Raw genomic sequence first — 18686 nt, forward strand, 5'->3', positions numbered from 1 at the left:
CGGGGGAGAAAAATGAGCGTATTAGTTAATAAAGATACAAAAGTTATTGTTCAAGGTATTACAGGTTCTCAAGGTTTATTCCATACAAAACAAATGATTGAATACGGTACGAAAATTGTCGGTGGTGTAACACCAGGTAAGGGCGGCACTGATATTGAAGGTGTACCAGTATTTGATACAGTAGAAGATGCAGTGAAAGCAACAGGCGCAAACGCTTCAGTTGTATACGTTCCACCCGCTTTTGCGGCAGATGCAATTATGGAAGCTGTTGATGCAGAAATTGATTTAGTAGTATGTATTACTGAAGGGATTCCTGTATTAGATATGGTAAACGTAAAGAGGTATATGGCGGGTAAACATACACGTTTACTTGGACCAAACTGCCCAGGTGTAATCACACCGGATGAATGTAAGATTGGTATTATGCCAGGATATATTCATAAAAAAGGTCATGTTGGTATCGTATCTCGCTCTGGTACATTAACGTATGAAGCTGTACATCAGTTAACACAAGAAGGTATTGGCCAATCTACTGCTGTAGGTATCGGCGGAGACCCTGTTAACGGTACAGACTTTATTGATGCTTTAAAAGCATTTAATGAAGATGAAGAAACACATGCTGTAATTATGATTGGTGAAATCGGCGGTACAGCAGAAGAAGAGGCAGCTGAATGGGTAAAAGCTAATATGACAAAACCTGTTGTAGGGTTCATTGGTGGTCAAACAGCGCCTGCTGGCAAACGTATGGGCCATGCTGGTGCAATCATTTCTGGCGGTAAAGGGACTGCTGCTGAAAAGATTAAAACAATGGAAGCTTGTGGCATTAAAGTAGCTGAAACTCCAGCAGTTATGGGAGAAACGCTAATCTCTGTTTTAAAAGAAAAAGGTTTATTTGAGACTTGTAAAAACTATTAATCTGTTGAAAGACACCTTCTTACTTGAGGGTGTCTTTTTAGACTTTTTCTGTTTACATAATAAAAATTATGGGTAAGGAGAATCAAGATGAAAAGAGAGAGATTATTACATCTTCATTACTTGCTAGCAGATTATTGGAAAGCGATGGAGAGGCTACTATATGTCGATCCAGAATTAGAGAACATATATAATTTTAACGAAAAACAAATGGAATACTACACTGGAATATCCTCGAAAAAATCTGCAGAACTAGTAAAATTTCTTCAAAGTTCAAGTCTTCCGCAATATATATCGTATTTAGAGAAAAATCGTATTTTTTATATAACGATATGGGATGAAAATTATCCACAATTATTACATGAAATACAAGACCCCCCCTTCGTTTTATATGGAAAAGGAGAGGAAAATTTCCTGAATAAAGTAAATAAATTAGCGGTTGTTGGAACGAGAGAACCATCATTATATGGTCATGAGAGTTTGAAGTTTATTTTACACCCTTTATTAGAAAGAGAGTGGCTTATTGTCAGTGGGTTTGCAAAAGGGATAGATACAATGTCTCATGAGATTACAGTAAGGCATCATTGCCCGACTATTGCGGTATTAGGGCACGGATTGTCTTTTATGTATCCGAAAGAAAATAGACATTTATATAAAATGTGGAAGGAATATATATTGTTATTGACAGAGTATCCGCCGCACTATGCACCGAAAAAATGGTATTTTCCAAAAAGGAACCGGATTATTAGTGGCATAAGTAAAGGTGTTTTAGTTGTAGAAGCGAAATCAAGAAGTGGAACACTTATTACTGCAGACCTTGCGTTAGAGCAAAATAGGGAGGTGTTTGCGCTTCCTGGACCTATATTTATAGAGGGGGCATCGGGAACGAATCATCTTATTCAACAAGGAGCAAAACTAGTAAGAAATGCAGAAGATATCTTGGAAGAGATTTTAAATTAACCTTATATTTTTATGTTTTTATTAAACAATTATTGACAAATGGTAGATTGGCACTGTATGGTATATTCATTCTTGATTGACAAAAACAAGAGAAATCAATAAGATTAATGAAGACTTGAATCCACCTCTTAAGGAGGCACTAGCATGTCAGATTACCTCGTAATCGTGGAGTCGCCTTCTAAGGCGAAGACCATTGAGAAATATTTAGGGAAAAAATACAAAGTTGTCGCGTCTATGGGACATGTTCGCGATTTGCCAAAAAGTCAAATGGGGATAGAAGTAAAGAACAACTTCACCCCGAAGTATATTACCATTCGTGGTAAAGGTCCCGTCTTAAAAGATTTAAAATCAGCGGCCAAAAAAGCAAAGAAAGTCTATCTCGCGGCCGATCCAGACCGCGAAGGGGAAGCAATTGCTTGGCATTTAGCGAATACGTTAAATGTGGACGTTGAATCAGATTGTCGAGTTGTGTTTAATGAGATTACGAAAGATGCAATCAAAGAATCATTTAAACATCCTCGTGCAATTAATATGGATTTAGTGGATGCACAACAAGCAAGACGTATACTTGATCGTCTTGTTGGTTACAATATTAGTCCTTTATTATGGAAGAAAGTAAAAAAAGGATTAAGTGCAGGACGTGTACAATCTGTAGCAGTTCGTTTAATCATCGAGCGTGAAAGGGAAATTCAAAACTTTGAACCTGAAGAATTCTGGACAATTAAAACAGAATTTGTAAAAGGAAAAGACACATTTGAAGCAAGCTTTTACGGTGTAGATGGTGAAAAAGTTCAATTAACAAATGAAACGCAAGTGAATGAAATAATTGAACAGATGAAAGACAATGCGTTTTCAGTTGAAAATGTAACGCGCAAAGAGCGAAAACGTAATCCTGCATTACCGTTTACAACATCTTCCTTGCAACAAGAAGCAGCACGTAAGTTAAACATGCGAGCAAAGAAAACGATGATGCTTGCACAGCAATTGTATGAAGGGATAGATCTTGGAAAACAAGGAACTGTAGGTCTTATTACGTATATGAGAACTGATTCAACACGTATCTCAGAAACAGCTCAAACAGAGGCTCGTACTTATATCACTGAAGCGTATGGTACGGAATACATAGGAACAGAAAAGAAGAAAGAAACGAAAAAGTCAAATGCACAAGATGCGCATGAGGCAATTCGTCCTACTTCGGTAATGAGAAAGCCAGAGGAACTAAAAAGTTTCTTAGGTCGTGATCAACTTCGATTATATAAATTGATTTGGGAGCGATTTGTTGCAAGTCAAATGGCGTCTGCTATAATGGATACTGTGACAGCGAGACTCATTAATAACAATGTTCAGTTCCGTGCAAGTGGATCGGTTGTAAAGTTCCCAGGATTTATGAAAGTGTATGTAGAGTCAAAAGATGATGGTGCTGAAGAAAAGGATAAGATGTTGCCGCCTTTAGAAGTAGGGGAAACTGTATTTTCAAAGGATTTAGAACCAAAGCAACATTTTACACAACCTCCTCCGCGCTATACAGAGGCTCGTCTAGTAAGAACACTTGAAGAACTTGGAATTGGAAGACCGTCGACATATGTACCTACACTTGAAACGATTCAAAAGCGTGGGTATGTAGGCTTAGATAATAAACGCTTCGTTCCGACTGAACTTGGTGAAATAGTAATTGAACTTATTTTAGAGTTTTTCCCAGAAATTATTAACATTGAATTTACTGCCAATATGGAGCAAAGCCTTGATGAAGTAGAAGAAGGAAATGCGAATTGGGTAAAAATTGTTGATGATTTCTACGTAGGTTTTGAACCGCGTTTAGAAAAAGCGGAAAAAGAAATGCGTGAAGTGGAAATTAAAGATGAACCAGCTGGGGAAGATTGTGAATTATGTAATCACCCAATGGTCTTTAAAATGGGTAAATACGGGAAATTTATGGCTTGCTCGAATTTCCCAGATTGTCGTAATACAAAGCCGATTGTGAAAGAAATCGGTGTTACTTGTCCAAAGTGTGATAAGGGTCAAATTATTGAACGCCGTAGTAATAAAAAGAAACGTCTTTTCTATGGGTGCGGTACGTATCCGGAATGCGACTTTGTATCTTGGGATAAGCCAATTGGTCGTAAGTGTCCGAAGTGCGAAGGCATGCTTGTAGAGAAAAAGTTGAAAAAAGGCGTGCAAGTACAATGTATTTCGTGCGATTATGAAGAAGAACAACAAATGTGAGCGTAACTGCTCACATTTTTTTCGGGAAGAAAAGGAAAGGTGATATAAATGACAACACAAGTAGTAAACGTCATTGGCGCAGGTCTTGCAGGAAGTGAAGCAGCTTACCAAATTGCAAAACGTGGTGTCCAAGTTAGATTATATGAAATGAGACCGGTAAGGCAAACGCCAGCTCATCACACAGATAAATTCGCTGAATTAGTATGTAGTAACTCACTTCGTGCAAACACTTTAACAAATGCAGTTGGAGTTATTAAAGAGGAAATGCGCTTAATGGATTCTGTAATTATTCGTGCGGCGGATGAGTGCTCTGTACCAGCTGGAGGTGCTTTAGCTGTAGACCGTCATGAGTTCGCAGCTAAAGTAACGGAATACGTAAAGAACCATCCAAATGTAACTGTAATGAATGAAGAAATTACAGATATTCCAGAGGGACCGACAATTATTGCTACAGGTCCATTAACATCTCCTGATCTTTCTGCAAAATTGAAAGAATTAACAGGAGAAGATTATTTCTACTTCTATGATGCTGCAGCCCCAATCGTAGAAAAAGACAGCATTGACATGAATAAAGTATATTTAAAATCGCGCTATGACAAAGGGGAAGCTGCATATTTAAATTGCCCAATGACAGAAGAAGAGTTTGATCGTTTTTATGAGGCTCTGATTGCTGCTGAGACAGTGCCTTTAAAGGAGTTTGAAAAAGAAATTTTCTTTGAAGGTTGTATGCCAGTAGAAGTTATGGCAAGTAGAGGGAGACAGACGTTAGTATTTGGACCTATGAAACCTGTTGGATTGGAAGATCCAAAAACAGGGAAAACGCCATATGCTGTTGTTCAGTTACGTCAAGATGATGCAGCGGGAACTTTATACAATATCGTAGGTTTCCAAACACATTTAAAGTGGGGACCACAAAAAGAAGTGCTACAGTTAATTCCGGGATTGGAAAATGCAGAGATTGTACGTTATGGTGTAATGCATCGTAATACGTTTATTAATTCACCCAATTTGCTTCGTCCAACATATCAATATAAACAACGTGATGATTTATTCTTCGCTGGTCAAATGACTGGAGTAGAGGGATATGTTGAATCAGCAGCATCAGGATTATTAGCAGGGATTAATGCTGCGCGTCTTGTGCAAGGTGAAGAACCAGTTGTATTACCACCAGTAACTGCAATGGGTAGCATGGCAAATTACATTACGGCAACGAACGCTAAAAACTTCCAACCGATGAATGCGAACTTCGGTCTATTTGCACCGTTAGAGAAGAAGATTAAAAAGAAAGCAGAACGAAATGAAGCGTACGCAGCACGCGCTTTAGAAACGATTCGAAATTTTGTAAATATTTAGTTAAATTTCTTGCAAAGGCTACTAAGTTGTGATACGATTTAGTAGCCTTTATTGAGGTGAGTTGTGTGAATGTGAAGAAATTGTTACAATTATTCGTTGGATATTTACAAATTGAAAGAAATTATTCAAAATATACAATTGCAAGTTATCAAAATGATTTAGAACATTTTGTGCAATTTATGGAACGAGAAGGCATATCCTCTTTTTTAGACGTTACATACGCGGATGTTCGTTTGTACTTAACGACGTTGCACGATGAAAAGTTAGCCCGTAAATCTGTCGCAAGAAAAGTATCAAGCTTACGAAGTTTATATCGTTTTTTGATGCGTGAAGGTTATCGAAAGGATAATCCGTTTGCACTTGCGTCACTCCCCAAAAAAGAATTGTCAATCCCAAAGTTTTTATATGCTGAAGAGTTAGAGGAATTATTCGAAGTTTCTGACACGGAAACGCCATTAGGTCAAAGGAATCAAGCTTTATTAGAGTTGATGTATGCGACTGGGATCCGTGTGAGTGAATGTGTCAATTTACAACTTACCGATATTGACTTTGCGGTGGGAACAATTTTAGTAATGGGAAAAGGAAAAAAACAAAGGTATATTCCATTTGGAAGCTATGCGCAAGATTCTTTAATTACTTATATAGAGAATGGGAGAAAACAGTTAGTTAATAAGACTGACGAAGACTCTCATATGGTATTTTTAAATGCGAAAGGTACACCGCTAACAAGTCGTGGAGTTCGTTATGTTTTAAATGAAATCATTAAAAAGGCTTCACTGACAATGCGGATAAGTCCCCATATGTTAAGGCATACATTTGCTACACATATGCTAGATGAAGGGGCAGATTTACGTACTGTACAGGAGCTATTAGGCCATGAGAATTTGTCGACGACACAAATTTATACGCATGTCTCTAAAGAAAGATTGCGTTCTGTTTACATGAAGCATCACCCGCGGGCATAAATTGCTTTAAAAGCTATAAAAACAAATAAAGGAGTTTTTTCTATGGGAAATTTCCACGCTACAACGATATTTGCAGTTCATCATAATGGAGAATGTGCAATGGCTGGAGATGGCCAAGTGACGATGGGAAATGCTGTTGTAATGAAACATACAGCTCGTAAAGTTCGTAAGCTTTTCCAAGGTAAAGTTTTAGCTGGTTTCGCAGGATCAGTTGCTGACGCATTTACTCTTTTTGAAATGTTTGAAGGGAAATTAGAAGAGTATAATGGCAACTTGCAACGTGCTGCTGTTGAAATGGCAAAACAATGGCGTGGCGATAAAATGTTACGTCAGCTAGAAGCGATGCTCATTGTCATGGATAAAACAACTATGCTCCTTGTTTCAGGTACAGGAGAAGTGATTGAACCGGATGATGGTATTTTAGCAATTGGATCTGGTGGGAATTATGCACTTTCTGCAGGTCGTGCTTTAAAGCGATATGCAAGTGAACACTTAACAGCGAAGCAAATTGCGAAAGCGAGTTTAGAGATTGCTGGCGATATTTGTGTTTATACGAATCACAACATAATTGTTGAAGAATTGTAGAATCGTAAGGGAGGCATTTTATATGCATTTACATTTTACTCCGCGCCAAATTGTGGAAAAATTAGATCAATACATCATCGGTCAAAAAGACGCAAAGAAAGCGGTTGCTGTAGCGTTGAGAAATCGATATCGTCGCAGTAAATTAGCTGAAAATTTACGTGACGAAATTGCACCTAAAAACATCTTAATGATTGGACCGACAGGTGTTGGGAAAACAGAGGTAGCACGACGAATGGCGAAACTCGTTGGAGCACCTTTTATTAAGGTTGAGGCTACAAAATTCACAGAAGTTGGATATGTGGGTAGAGATGTAGAGTCGATGGTACGTGACCTGGTGGAAACATCGGTTCGTATTGTAAAAGAAGAAATGGTAGTGAAAGTTCAAGATAAAGCAGAAGAGCAAGCGAATCAACGTCTTGTTGAAATTTTAGTGCCGAGTCCGGAGAAGCAATCTGGATTTAAAAATCCATTAGAGATGCTTTTTGGAGGCGCTCAAAATTCGAATCAAACGTCTGATACACAAGAAGATGTTGAAATCGAAAAGAAACGTCAAGATGTGGAGAGAAAGCTTGCTGCAGGGCTTCTTGAAGAAGAAATTGTATCGATTGAAGTGACTGAACAACAGTCTTCCATGTTTGATATGTTACAAGGAACTGGCATGGAACAAATGGGAATGAATTTCCAAGATGCGCTAGGAAGTTTTATGCCGAAAAAAACGAAAAAACGTAAACTTTCTGTAAAAGAAGCAAGAAAACTCTTGACAAATGAAGAGGCACAGCGCTTAATTGATATGGATGAAGTTACACAAGAGGCTGTTTATCGTGCTGAACAGCTCGGGATTATTTTTATTGATGAAATTGACAAAATTGCTGGTAAGCAGTCGAATAGCGTAGATGTATCACGTGAAGGTGTGCAACGTGACATTTTGCCAATTGTAGAAGGATCGAATGTTGCGACAAAATACGGATCAGTAAAAACGGATTATATTTTATTCGTTGCAGCTGGAGCGTTCCATATGTCTAAACCGTCGGATTTAATTCCGGAATTGCAAGGGAGATTTCCGATTCGAGTAGAATTAACAAAATTATCGACAGACGATTTTGTTAAAATATTAATCGAGCCTGACAATGCGTTAATTAAACAATATATGGCATTATTAGCGACTGAAGGTATAGAAATTGAATTTTCAGACGAAGCTATTCGTAAGATTGCTGAGATTGCTTATCAAGTTAATCAGGATACAGATAATATTGGAGCAAGAAGACTTCATACGATTATGGAGAAGCTCCTTGAAGATTTATCGTTTGAAGCATCTGAAATTACGTTAGAGAAAATAACGATAACACCTCAATACGTTGAGGAGAAATTAGCAACAATTGCTAAAAATAAAGATGTGAGCCAGTTTATTTTGTAATAGTGTCATCAGGTGACTCGCCCTAGTTTCCAAGTGATGAAAAAATATGTGAGTAACATGTAGGAGGAACTTTTGAAATGGAATTATTAGCAAAAACGAGAAAATTAAATGCGTTATTACAGAGCGCAGCAGGGAAGCCTGTAAACTTTAGAGAAATGTCTGACACAATGTGTGAAGTAATCGAAGCAAACGTATTCGTAGTTAGCCGTCGTGGTAAATTACTAGGTTATGCAATTCACCAACAAATCGAAAACGAACGCATGAAGCAAATGCTTGCAGAACGTCAATTCCCAGAAGAATATACACAAAGCTTATTCAACATTACAGAAACATCTTCAAACTTAGATGTGAACAGTGCTTACACAGCATTCCCAGTAGAAAACAGAGAATTATTTGGTCAAGGTTTAACTACAATCGTACCAATCGTTGGTGGCGGTGAGCGTCTAGGTACATTAGTATTAGCTCGTCTTGGTCAAGAGTTCTTAGATGATGATTTAATCCTTGCTGAGTACAGCTCAACTGTTGTAGGTATGGAAATCTTGCGTGAAAAAGCAGAAGAAATTGAAGAGGAAGCACGTAGTAAAGCTGTTGTTCAAATGGCGATCAGCTCATTATCTTACAGTGAGTTAGAAGCAATTGAGCACATCTTCGAAGAATTAAATGGAACAGAAGGTTTACTTGTTGCAAGTAAAATTGCTGATCGCGTAGGAATTACTCGTTCTGTAATCGTAAATGCACTACGTAAATTAGAAAGTGCTGGTGTTATTGAGTCTCGTTCTTTAGGTATGAAAGGAACATACATTAAAGTGCTAAACGACAAGTTTCTACAGGAACTTGCTAAATTAAAAACAAACTAATTTATAAAAAACTCTCCTCGATTGAGGAGAGTTTTTTTGTGCAATGTATAGATGGTGCTTGTGAAAAGTGTCATAAGCGTGTTTTCTGGGAAAACTATTAATTGTATTTACTTTTTTGCTTAAAAGAAATGAAGGTTGGTAATACTAGAATTCGAGTATGAACAAAGAAAGTTTTACATTGTTCGCATTTTCGACTTGATTGAAATATTTCAGTATGATATAGTAAGCAGTGGTGTCAGTACAAAGTACACACGTTTACTGATTTAAGTGTTGGTGCTACGTTTGTAGTTTCGCTTAGAGATGAAGTAAACGGAGGATATCAAAAACCATTTAGGAGGAACTATATTATGTCAGTAATTTCTATGAAGCAATTGCTTGAAGCTGGTGTTCATTTCGGACATCAAACTCGTCGTTGGAACCCAAAAATGAAGCGTTACATTTTCACAGAGCGTAACGGTATCTACATCATCGACTTACAAAAAACTGTGAAAAAAGTTGAGGAAGCTTACAGAACGATGCGCGACATCGCTGCTGAAGGCGGAGACATCTTATTCGTAGGTACTAAAAAACAAGCACAAGAAGCTATTAAAGAAGAAGCAACTCGTGCTGGTATGTACTTCGTTAACCAACGTTGGTTAGGCGGAACTTTAACAAACTTCCAAACAATCCAAAAGCGTATCAAGCGTCTTAAAGACATCGAAAGAATGCAAGAAGATGGTACTTTCGAAGTACTTCCTAAGAAAGAAGTTGTTCAACTTAAAAAAGAGTTAGAGCGTCTTGAGAAATTCTTAGGCGGTATTAAAGATATGAAAGGTCTTCCAAGTGCATTATTCGTAGTAGACCCTCGTAAAGAGCGTATTGCAGTTGCTGAAGCACGCAAATTACACATTCCAATCATCGGTATCGTTGATACAAACTGTGATCCAGACGAAATCGATCACGTTATCCCAGCAAACGATGATGCAATTCGTGCTGTAAAACTTCTTACATCTAAAATGGCAGACGCGATCCTTGAAGCAAAACAAGGTGAAGAAACTGTTACTGCGTAACAAAGTTGGAAAGGTGATAAGGGGTTCGGCCTTTTATCACCTTTTTTAAGGTATAAACACCTTTATAAAAGGTATAAATACATATTTTAGGAGGATGAAAAGTATGGCAATCACTGCTCAAATGGTAAAAGAATTACGTGAAAAAACTGGCGCAGGTATGATGGACTGCAAAAAAGCTTTAACAGAAACTAACGGCGACATGGAGAAGGCAATTGACTTCTTACGTGAAAAAGGTATTGCGAAAGCTGCTAAAAAAGCAGACCGCATTGCTGCTGAAGGTTTAACTTTCATCGAAACAAACGGTAATGACGCTTTAATCTTAGAATTAAACTCTGAAACTGATTTCGTTGCGAAAAACGAAGGTTTCCAAACACTAATTAAAGAATTAGCTGCTCACTTATTAACTAACAAACCAGCTAACGTTGAAGAAGCTATGGCTCAAACAATGGAAAACGGTAAAAAAGTTGAAGAGCACATCAACGAAGCAATCGCTAAAATTGGTGAAAAACTTACACTACGTCGTTTCGAAATCGTATCAAAAACTGATGCAGATGCATTCGGCGCTTACCTACACATGGGTGGACGTATTGGTGTATTAACAGTTCTTGAAGGTTCTACTGATGAAGCTGCTGCTAAAGATGTTGCAATGCACATCGCTGCAGTTAACCCTAAATACATCGACCGCGATGCTGTAACAGCTGAAGAAGTTGAGCATGAGCGTCAAGTATTAACACAACAAGCATTAAACGAGGGCAAGCCTGAGAAAATCGTTGCGAAAATGGTTGAAGGCCGTTTAGGCAAATTCTTCGAAGAGATTTGCTTACTTGACCAAGCATTCGTTAAAAACCCTGATATGAAAGTTCGTCAGTTCGTTGAGTCTAAAGGCGGAACATTAAAAGGATTCGTTCGCTACGCTGTTGGTGAAGGTATCGAAAAACGCGAAGACAACTTTGCTGAAGAAGTAATGAACCAAGTAAAAGGTAGTAACTAATACAGATTAGGGAACACATTGTGTTCCCTTTTTTAAAATAAAGATGTAAGCAATTGGAGGTTCATTATGAGTAAACCGAAATATAATCGTGTCGTTTTAAAGCTAAGTGGAGAAGCTTTAGCTGGAGAGCAAGGATTTGGAATTAACCCAACTGTTATTAAGTCAGTTGCGGAACAAGTAAAAGAAATTGCAGAACTTGATGTAGAGGTTGCTGTTGTTGTTGGTGGCGGTAACATTTGGCGTGGGAAAATTGGAAGTGAAATGGGCATGGATCGTGCAGGGGCAGATTACATGGGCATGTTAGCGACAGTTATGAATTCATTAGCTCTTCAAGATAGCTTGGAGAATATCGGAATTCAAACTCGTGTACAAACTTCAATTGAGATGCGTCAAGTTGCAGAACCTTACATTCGTCGTAAAGCAGTTCGTCACTTAGAGAAAAAACGTGTTGTTATCTTTGCAGCAGGTACAGGTAACCCATACTTCTCTACAGATACAACAGCAGCATTACGTGCGGCAGAAATTGAAGCAGATGTAATTTTAATGGCGAAAAACAATGTGGATGGTGTATATAATGCGGATCCATCTATTGATCCAACAGCTACGAAATACGAAACGCTTACTTACTTAGACGTATTAAAAGAAGGTTTAGGTGTAATGGATTCTACAGCTTCTTCTCTATGTATGGATAATGATATTCCATTAATTGTATTCTCAGTTATGGAAAAAGGTAATATTAAACGTGCCGTTTTAGGCGAAAATATCGGAACAGTGGTAAGGGGGAAATAAATATGGGACAACAAGTATTGAAGTCTTCAAATGAAAAAATGGAAAAAGCAGTTGCTGCTTATTCTCGTGAATTAGCAACAGTTCGTGCTGGCCGTGCAAACGCGTCTGTATTAGATAAGGTACAAGTTGATTACTATGGTGCACCAACACCAGTTGTGCAATTAGCGAACATTACAGTTCCAGAAGCGCGTTTACTAGTAATTCAACCTTATGATAAAACTTCTATCGGTGATATTGAAAAAGCAATTTTAAAAGCAGATTTAGGCTTAAACCCTTCTAATGATGGAACTGTAATTCGTATTGCATTCCCTGCATTAACAGAAGAGCGTCGTCGTGATCTTGTAAAAGTTGTGAAAAAATATGCTGAAGAAGCAAAAGTTGCTGTTCGTAACGTACGTCGTGACGGAAATGATGATCTTAAGAAGCTTGAAAAAGCTGGCGAGATTACAGAAGATGATTTAAGAGGATATACTGAAGATATCCAAAAAGAAACAGATAAATATATTGCAAAAGTTGACGAAATCGCAAAAAACAAAGAAAAAGAAATCATGGAAGTGTAATAGCGATAACTTCGCAAATATGACCCTCTTCTTAAGGGGGTCTTTTTACACTTTTAGGCATACGTCTGCTTGCTGGAGGGTATGAATGATGTTTAAAAACTTTCCTTTTTTTAAAGGTAAAAAGGACACATCGTTTGATCATCTCGTTGAAGAAGTGAAAAAAGGATATATCCCAGAACATATTGCCATCATTATGGATGGGAATGGAAGATGGGCAAAGAGGAGAGCAATGCCTCGTATTGCGGGACATCATGAAGGTATGCAAGTTGTAAAGAAAATTACAAAATTTGCAAGTAAACTTAATGTGAAAGTGTTAACTCTCTATGCTTTTTCAACTGAGAACTGGAAAAGACCGAAAAAGGAAGTTGATTATTTAATGAAGCTTCCAGAAGAATTTCTAGGTACATTTTTACCAGAATTGATTGAAGAAAACGTACAAGTCCGAGTAATAGGGCAAAAAGATCGTCTTCCTACGCATACACGCAGAGCGATGGAGAAAGCCATGGAAGATACGAAAGAGAATACGGGATTAATTCTTAATTTCGCGTTAAACTATGGGAGTCGAGATGAAATCGTTTCTGCTGTGCAACATATGATGAAAGATAATGAGGAAGGAAAAATTCGTTCTGAAGAGGTAAGTGAAGAAATGCTTTCCTCCTACTTAATGACGAGTTCTTTACCTGATCCAGAGTTGTTAATCCGAACAAGCGGAGAGCTACGTATTAGTAATTTCATGTTGTGGCAAATTGCATATTCGGAGTTTTGGTTTACAGACGTGTATTGGCCAGACTTCAAAGAAGAACATTTGCTAAATGCGATTACTGACTTTCAACATAGAGGGCGCAGATTCGGAGGCGTGTAGAAAGAGAGGGTTTGGTAGTGAAACAGAGAATTATTACTGGAGTGGTTGCTGCCGCGCTATTCATTCCCATCGTAATATACGGTGGCGTGCCTTTTACGGTTTTAGTGTATGCACTTGCTTCTATAGGTTTATATGAATTAATTCGTATGAATAAGCTTACGCTTATTTCAGTACCGACAGTTTTAGCTGCAGTATTATTGTGGATTCTTTTAATTCCAAGTAGTGCATCAGAACTGTTTACATGGATTGGATTAGGTAAATTGGAAATCACATTTGTGATTGTTTTATTACTTTTATCATATACAGTCCTTTCTAAGAATACATTTACTTTTGATAATGCTTCATTTTTACTGATGGCAACGACATATGTGGCAATGGGATTCTTATATTTAAATGAAACGAGAATATTAGGAATTAAATATGTATTTTGCGCATTATTTGTTATATGGGCTACTGATTCAGGCGCATATTTCGTAGGAAAAGCATTGGGCAAGAGAAAATTGTGGCCAGAAATTAGTCCAAATAAAACGATTGAAGGTTCATTAGGTGGCATCGTTTGTGGAATTATTGTGGCACTTGTTTACAATGTGTTCTTCCCAGTCGAATCGAATGTAGTAATTTTAATTGTGCTGACAATTATCATTTCTATTTTTGGACAAATTGGTGATTTGGTACAATCTGCATTTAAACGTCATTATGGCGTAAAAGATTCAGGTACAATTTTACCTGGGCATGGTGGTATATTAGACCGAACAGATAGTTGGTTATTCGTTTTACCAATTCTCTACTTCTTATTACAATACAATTAATAAATGAACGAGGGGTTGGAGTCATGAAAAACATTAGTTTATTAGGTGCAAGCGGATCAATTGGTACACAAACTTTAGATGTATTACGCTCGCACCCAGACCAATTCCGTCTCGTTGCTTTTTCTGTAGGGAAAAATATTGACTACGCAGTAAAGGTAATTCAAGAATTTTCTCCGCAAATCGTCTCTGTGCAAAGAGAGGAAGATGTTTTAAAATTACAATCTGTTTCTGGTAATACAAAAATTGTATATGGTAGTGAAGGACTTTTAGAAGTAGCATTACATCCAGATGCGGAGATTGTAGTAAATGCTGTTGTAGGTAGCGTAGGGTTGTTACCAACACTTCGTGCAATCGAGGCGAAAAAAACAATTGGAATTGCAAATAAAGAAACGTTAGTAACTGCAGGACATCTTGTAATGGAAGCAGCACGAAAACATAATGTTTCGTTACTTCCAGTAGATAGTGAACATTCGGCTATTTTTCAATGCTTGAATGGTGAAAATGAAAAAAGAATTTCTCGTCTTATTATAACGGCTTCTGGTGGAAGTTTCCGTGATAAAACGAGGGATGAATTGCATCATGTGACCGTAGAAGATGCGCTTCGACATCCAAACTGGTCAATGGGTTCGAAAATTACAATTGATTCTGCTACAATGATGAATAAGGGACTAGAAGTAATTGAAGCACATTGGCTTTTTGGTATCCCTTATGAGCAAATCGATGTTGTTTTACATAAAGAAAGTATTATCCATTCTATGGTTGAATTTGAAGATCGTAGTGTAATGGCGCAGCTTGGTTCACCTGATATGCGAGTACCAATTCAATACGCACTTACATATCCTGATAGATTGCCTCTTTCAGACACAAAACAGTTAAACTTATGGGAAATAGGGACGTTGCATTTTGAGAAAATGGACCAAGAACGATTCCGTTGTTTACGTTTTGCGTATGAAGCTGGAAAAGCAGGTGGAAGTATGCCAGCTGTAATGAACGCAGCGAATGAAGTAGCTGTTGAAGCCTTTTTACAAAAGAGAATTGGTTTCTTAACAGTGGAAGACCTCATTGAAAAAGCAATGAACCATCACAATGTCATTGCACGACCGAGCTTAGAGGAAATTTTGGAAATTGATGCGGCCACAAGACGGTTTGTGATGGAACAAATTTAGCAAAGGTGGTTATGGAATTGAATACAGCGATTGCCTTTATATTAATTTTCGGTGCACTCGTATTTTTCCATGAGCTAGGGCATCTATATTTCGCAAAAAGAGCAGGTATTTTATGCCGCGAGTTTGCGATTGGTTTTGGTCCGAAAATATTCTCATTTGAAAAGAATGAAACGGTGTATACGATTCGATTACTGCCCCTTGGTGGCTATGTAAGAATGGCTGGCGAGGATGCGGACACAGTTGAGTTAAAGCCTGGGAAAAAGGTTGGCCTTGTATTAAATGAAAAAGACGAAGTTGTGAAATTGGTTTTTGATGGATATGAAAAGTATCCAAATGTTCGTGTTATTGAAGTCGAACAAGCTGATTTGGAGCATAATTTAACAATTTCGGGCTATGAAGAGTACGAGGAAGAGCTTCAAACGTTCCGAGTGAATGAAAAGGCTCGTATTATTACTGCGGGGGAAGAAATTCAAATTGCTCCGTATAATAGACAATTTGGCTCGAAAAAACTAGGGCAACGCGCTTTAACAATCTTTGCGGGTCCTGCAATGAACTTCATTTTAGCATTTGTTATTTTTGTGATTCTTGGATTTGTACAAGGGGTTCCTATTGACAAACCAATGGTCGGAAAAGTGATGGATAACAGTGCAGCACAGCAAGCTGGATTGAAAGAGAATGATACAATTCAAGCTATTGATGGGAAAAACACAAGTACATGGAAAGATGTTGTTACTATTGTACGTGAAAACCCAAATAAAGAAATTACGTTACAAGTAAAGCGTGATAATGAACAGTTTAATGTGAAAGTAACGCCAACACTCGATAAAGAAGGAAAAGACGAAGTTGGTAGAATCGGTGTTTATTCTCCTGTAGAGAAAACAGTAATGGGTTCTATTAAATCAGGATTTGAACAAACGTACCAATGGACGAAACTAATTTTTGAATCTCTTGTTAAATTAGTAACTGGTCAATTTTCTATTAATGAGTTGTCAGGTCCAGTAGGAATTTATAATCTAACAGATCAAGTTGTAGATTATGGGTTTACGCGTGTACTAAGTTTAGCTGCAGTTCTAAGCATTAATCTTGGTTTATTTAATTTATTACCAGTTCCTGCTTTAGATGGTGGCCGTTTATTCTTCTTCTTAATTGAAGCGTTACGAGGGAAACCAATTGACCGCCAAAAAGAAGGAATGGTTCACTTTATTGGTTTTGCATTATTAATGTTACTTATGTTAGTTGTAACTTGGAATGACATTCGTAAGTTTTTCTTGTAAAATAAAGTGAAACTTATAATGAAATAGAGCTCGTAGAATAAAATCCCTCACCTAACTCGAGGTGAGGGGTTTTACTGCGTGTAAGAGTAAAATGAAGAGGTGCAAATAAATGAAACAAAGTATGATATTCAGTCCTACATTACGTGAAGTTCCAGCTGATGCTGAAATTAAGAGTCATCAGCTGTTACTTCGTGCAGGTTTTATGCGTCAAAATGCTTCTGGTATTTATAGCTTTCTACCATTTGGATTAAAAGTATTACACAAAGTAGAACGTATCGTTCGAGAAGAAATGGAGCGCGCAGGAGCTGTAGAATTATTAATGCCAGCTATGCAAGCTGCAGAATTATGGCAAGAATCAGGTCGCTGGTATTCTTACGGATCTGAATTAATGCGTATGAAAGATCGTAACGCTCGTGAATTCGCATTAGGAGCGACACATGAGGAAGTAATTACGGACCTTGTGCGTGATGAAGTGAAATCATATAAAAAATTACCGTTAACCTTATACCAAATTCAAACAAAATTCCGTGATGAGCAAAGACCTCGTTTCGGCTTATTACGTGGAAGAGAGTTTCTAATGAAAGATGCATACTCTTTCCATGCTACACAAGAGAGCTTAGATGAAGTATACGATCGCTTATATAAAGCATACTCTAACATTTTTGCTCGCTGTGGCTTGAATTTCCGTGCAGTTATTGCTGATTCTGGAGCAATGGGCGGAAAAGATACACATGAATTTATGGTATTATCTGAAGTTGGTGAAGATACAATTGCATACTCTGACACATCTGATTATGCAGCAAACATCGAAATGGCTCCTGTTGTAGCTACGTATACGAAGAGTGACGAAGCCGAAAAAGCACTTAAAAAAGTAGCAACACCAGACCAAAAAGCAATTGAAGAAGTATCTGCATTCTTAAACATTGCAGCTGACAAGTGCATTAAGTCTATGGTATTTAAAGTAGATGAGAAATTAGTAGTTGTACTTGTTCGTGGTGATCACGAAGTAAACGATGTGAAAGTGAAAAATGTATACGGCGCTTCAGTTGTTGAGCTTGCTTCTCATGAAGAAGTAAAAGCATTATTAAATTGTGAAGTTGGTTCATTAGGACCGATTAATGTAACAGGTGATATCGAAATTATTGCTGATCATGCTGTAGCATCAATTGTTAACGGATGTTCAGGAGCGAATGAAGAAGGATTCCATTATGTAAATGTAAATCCAGAACGTGACTTTAAAGTAAATCAATATACAGATTTACGCTTCATTCAAGAAGGAGACCAATCTCCAGATGGAAACGGAACAATTCTTTTCGCACGCGGAATTGAAGTTGGTCATGTATTCAAATTAGGAACTCGTTATAGTGAAGCAATGAACGCAACATTCCTAGATGAAAACGGAAAAACACAACCACTTATTATGGGTTGTTACGGTATCGGTGTATCTCGTACAGTTGCAGCAATTGCAGAGCAGTTTAACGATGAGAACGGCTTAGTTTGGCCAAAAGCTGTAGCACCGTTCCATGTGCATGTAATTCCAGTAAATATGAAATCTGATGCACAACGTGAAATGGGTGAAAATATCTACAACTCATTACAAGAACAAGGCTATGAAGTGTTATTAGACGATCGTGCAGAACGTGCAGGTGTTAAATTTGCAGATGCAGATTTATTCGGTCTTCCAGTTCGTGTTACAGTCGGTAAAAAAGCAGACGAAGGTATTGTAGAAGTGAAAGTACGTGCTACAGGTGAGTCTGAAGAAGTAAAAGTAGAAGAACTTCAAACATATATTGCAAATATTTTAAAATAAGAAGAGGTACCTCGTAATGGGGTACCTTCTCTTTCTTTGTAAACGTATTTTGTAAAAGAAGAAGTGAGAAATCTTTCTTTGTGGTACGTTTCAATTTATAATAGCAA

Annotated in this window: 17 protein-coding genes; all 17 read left to right on the forward strand. The window is 37.7% G+C overall.

Translation table 11 applies throughout. The annotated features are described in order from the left end of the window. Positions 1 to 12 precede the first annotated feature (12 nt). The 17 genes from sucD (at position 13) to CGQ22_RS05930 (ending at position 18579) form a co-directional block, all read left to right on the forward strand. Positions 13 to 915 carry a succinate--CoA ligase subunit alpha gene (gene sucD / locus CGQ22_RS05850; RefSeq protein ID WP_000115178.1) on the forward strand — a complete coding sequence of 301 codons (903 nt, stop codon included), beginning with the start codon at positions 13 to 15 and terminating at the stop codon, positions 913 to 915. Between the two features lie 87 nt (positions 916 to 1002). Beyond that, entirely contained in the window at positions 1003 to 1872 is an 870-nt protein-coding gene (gene dprA / locus CGQ22_RS05855; protein WP_089148367.1) for a DNA-processing protein DprA, read from the forward strand. 144 nt (positions 1873 to 2016) lie between these two features. Then, the gene (gene topA, locus CGQ22_RS05860) at positions 2017 to 4095 is read left to right on the forward strand and encodes a type I DNA topoisomerase (RefSeq protein WP_001286963.1); all 2079 of its coding nucleotides are present in this window, start codon (positions 2017 to 2019) and stop codon (positions 4093 to 4095) included. 48 nt (positions 4096 to 4143) lie between these two features. Further along, the gene (gene trmFO / locus CGQ22_RS05865; protein WP_000213002.1) at positions 4144 to 5448 is read left to right on the forward strand and encodes an FADH(2)-oxidizing methylenetetrahydrofolate--tRNA-(uracil(54)-C(5))-methyltransferase TrmFO; all 1305 of its coding nucleotides are present in this window, start codon (positions 4144 to 4146) and stop codon (positions 5446 to 5448) included. A 65-nt stretch (positions 5449 to 5513) separates the two neighbouring features. Beyond that, entirely contained in the window at positions 5514 to 6413 is a 900-nt protein-coding gene (xerC, locus tag CGQ22_RS05870; RefSeq protein ID WP_001101242.1) for a tyrosine recombinase XerC, read from the forward strand. Between the two features lie 42 nt (positions 6414 to 6455). Continuing rightward, positions 6456 to 6998, forward strand: coding sequence for an ATP-dependent protease proteolytic subunit HslV (hslV, locus tag CGQ22_RS05875; protein WP_089148368.1), 543 nt, complete (start codon positions 6456 to 6458; stop codon positions 6996 to 6998). A gap of 22 nt (positions 6999 to 7020) precedes the next feature. Continuing rightward, a complete protein-coding gene (hslU, locus tag CGQ22_RS05880) occupies positions 7021 to 8412 on the forward strand; it encodes an ATP-dependent protease ATPase subunit HslU (protein ID WP_000550078.1) in 1392 nt (463 codons plus the stop codon). Between the two features lie 77 nt (positions 8413 to 8489). Further along, entirely contained in the window at positions 8490 to 9269 is a 780-nt protein-coding gene (codY, locus tag CGQ22_RS05885; protein ID WP_000421290.1) for a GTP-sensing pleiotropic transcriptional regulator CodY, read from the forward strand. 347 nt (positions 9270 to 9616) lie between these two features. Further along, positions 9617 to 10318: a 30S ribosomal protein S2 gene (gene rpsB, locus CGQ22_RS05890; protein WP_000111485.1), complete on the forward strand. Its 702-nt coding sequence runs from the start codon at positions 9617 to 9619 to the stop codon at positions 10316 to 10318. A 103-nt stretch (positions 10319 to 10421) separates the two neighbouring features. Then, the gene (gene tsf, locus CGQ22_RS05895; RefSeq protein WP_001018578.1) at positions 10422 to 11309 is read left to right on the forward strand and encodes a translation elongation factor Ts; all 888 of its coding nucleotides are present in this window, start codon (positions 10422 to 10424) and stop codon (positions 11307 to 11309) included. A 66-nt stretch (positions 11310 to 11375) separates the two neighbouring features. Further along, on the forward strand, positions 11376 to 12098 hold the full coding sequence (gene pyrH / locus CGQ22_RS05900; protein WP_000042668.1) for a UMP kinase: 723 nt from the start codon (positions 11376 to 11378) through the stop codon (positions 12096 to 12098). A 2-nt stretch (positions 12099 to 12100) separates the two neighbouring features. Next, entirely contained in the window at positions 12101 to 12658 is a 558-nt protein-coding gene (gene frr / locus CGQ22_RS05905) for a ribosome recycling factor (RefSeq protein ID WP_000531501.1), read from the forward strand. An 85-nt stretch (positions 12659 to 12743) separates the two neighbouring features. Beyond that, complete coding sequence (gene uppS, locus CGQ22_RS05910) at positions 12744 to 13520, forward strand: isoprenyl transferase (RefSeq protein ID WP_000971296.1); 777 nt, start codon at positions 12744 to 12746, stop codon at positions 13518 to 13520. 17 nt (positions 13521 to 13537) lie between these two features. Continuing rightward, entirely contained in the window at positions 13538 to 14329 is a 792-nt protein-coding gene (gene cdsA / locus CGQ22_RS05915; protein ID WP_000813592.1) for a phosphatidate cytidylyltransferase, read from the forward strand. 23 nt (positions 14330 to 14352) lie between these two features. Next, positions 14353 to 15495, forward strand: a complete 1143-nt coding sequence (dxr, locus tag CGQ22_RS05920) for a 1-deoxy-D-xylulose-5-phosphate reductoisomerase (RefSeq protein WP_000790373.1) — start codon at positions 14353 to 14355, stop codon at positions 15493 to 15495. A gap of 17 nt (positions 15496 to 15512) precedes the next feature. Beyond that, positions 15513 to 16769 carry an RIP metalloprotease RseP gene (rseP, locus tag CGQ22_RS05925; protein ID WP_001090243.1) on the forward strand — a complete coding sequence of 419 codons (1257 nt, stop codon included), beginning with the start codon at positions 15513 to 15515 and terminating at the stop codon, positions 16767 to 16769. A gap of 109 nt (positions 16770 to 16878) precedes the next feature. Next, positions 16879 to 18579: a proline--tRNA ligase gene (locus CGQ22_RS05930; RefSeq protein ID WP_000814290.1), complete on the forward strand. Its 1701-nt coding sequence runs from the start codon at positions 16879 to 16881 to the stop codon at positions 18577 to 18579. The last annotated feature ends 107 nt before the right edge of the window (positions 18580 to 18686 follow it).

Source organism: Bacillus sp. M13(2017), assembly GCF_002218325.1.
Classification (GTDB): domain Bacteria; phylum Bacillota; class Bacilli; order Bacillales; family Bacillaceae_G; genus Bacillus_A; species Bacillus_A thuringiensis_K.

Coding starts and splice junctions, on each gene's coding strand:
- hslU (WP_000550078.1), top strand. CDS start 7,021: ATGCATTTACATTTTACTCCGCGCCAAATTGTGGAAAAATTAGATCAA.
- CGQ22_RS05930 (WP_000814290.1), top strand. CDS start 16,879: ATGAAACAAAGTATGATATTCAGTCCTACATTACGTGAAGTTCCAGCT.
- sucD (WP_000115178.1), top strand. CDS start 13: ATGAGCGTATTAGTTAATAAAGATACAAAAGTTATTGTTCAAGGTATT.
- hslV (WP_089148368.1), top strand. CDS start 6,456: ATGGGAAATTTCCACGCTACAACGATATTTGCAGTTCATCATAATGGA.
- trmFO (WP_000213002.1), top strand. CDS start 4,144: ATGACAACACAAGTAGTAAACGTCATTGGCGCAGGTCTTGCAGGAAGT.
- topA (WP_001286963.1), top strand. CDS start 2,017: ATGTCAGATTACCTCGTAATCGTGGAGTCGCCTTCTAAGGCGAAGACC.
- codY (WP_000421290.1), top strand. CDS start 8,490: ATGGAATTATTAGCAAAAACGAGAAAATTAAATGCGTTATTACAGAGC.
- tsf (WP_001018578.1), top strand. CDS start 10,422: ATGGCAATCACTGCTCAAATGGTAAAAGAATTACGTGAAAAAACTGGC.
- pyrH (WP_000042668.1), top strand. CDS start 11,376: ATGAGTAAACCGAAATATAATCGTGTCGTTTTAAAGCTAAGTGGAGAA.
- dxr (WP_000790373.1), top strand. CDS start 14,353: ATGAAAAACATTAGTTTATTAGGTGCAAGCGGATCAATTGGTACACAA.
- rpsB (WP_000111485.1), top strand. CDS start 9,617: ATGTCAGTAATTTCTATGAAGCAATTGCTTGAAGCTGGTGTTCATTTC.
- frr (WP_000531501.1), top strand. CDS start 12,101: ATGGGACAACAAGTATTGAAGTCTTCAAATGAAAAAATGGAAAAAGCA.
- uppS (WP_000971296.1), top strand. CDS start 12,744: ATGATGTTTAAAAACTTTCCTTTTTTTAAAGGTAAAAAGGACACATCG.
- dprA (WP_089148367.1), top strand. CDS start 1,003: ATGAAAAGAGAGAGATTATTACATCTTCATTACTTGCTAGCAGATTAT.